Source organism: Clostridium neuense (assembly GCF_045310695.1).
GTDB classification, from domain to species: Bacteria; Bacillota; Clostridia; order Clostridiales; family Clostridiaceae; genus Clostridium_S; species Clostridium_S neuense.
This window is the reverse complement of record NZ_JBJIAA010000069.1, coordinates 1-252: the sequence shown is the minus strand read 5'-3', so window position 1 is coordinate 252 and position 252 is coordinate 1. Positions and strand designations below refer to the sequence as shown.

The window sequence follows — 252 nt, the reverse complement described above, 5'->3', positions numbered from 1 at the left end:
GGTTTATTAGCTCAGTTGGTAGAGCACATGACTTTTAATCATGGTGTCCGGGGTTCGATTCCCCGATAAGCCACCAATGTGCAGGTATGGCGGAATTGGCAGACGCGCTAGACTTAGGATCTAGTACTTCGGTGTGTGGGTTCGACTCCCTCTACCTGCACCAAATAAAAAATATGCGGGAGTGGCTCAGTGGTAGAGCGTCACCTTGCCAAGGTGAACGTCGCGAGTTCGAATCTCGTCTTCCGCTCCAAG

3 tRNA genes are annotated in these 252 nt (G+C 51.2%); all 3 read left to right on the top strand.

The window, feature by feature from the left end:
• The 3 genes from ACJDT4_RS23420 to ACJDT4_RS23410 all read left to right on the top strand — a co-directional run bounded on the left by ACJDT4_RS23420 (nucleotide 1) and on the right by ACJDT4_RS23410 (nucleotide 250).
• Nucleotides 1-76: transfer RNA gene (locus ACJDT4_RS23420), tRNA-Lys, on the top strand.
• Nucleotides 77-80: 4 nt separating this feature from the next.
• A tRNA-Leu gene (locus ACJDT4_RS23415) sits at nucleotides 81-163 on the top strand.
• 12 nt (nucleotides 164-175) lie between these two features.
• Nucleotides 176-250: transfer RNA gene (locus tag ACJDT4_RS23410), tRNA-Gly, on the top strand.
• The last annotated feature ends 2 nt before the right edge of the window (nucleotides 251-252 follow it).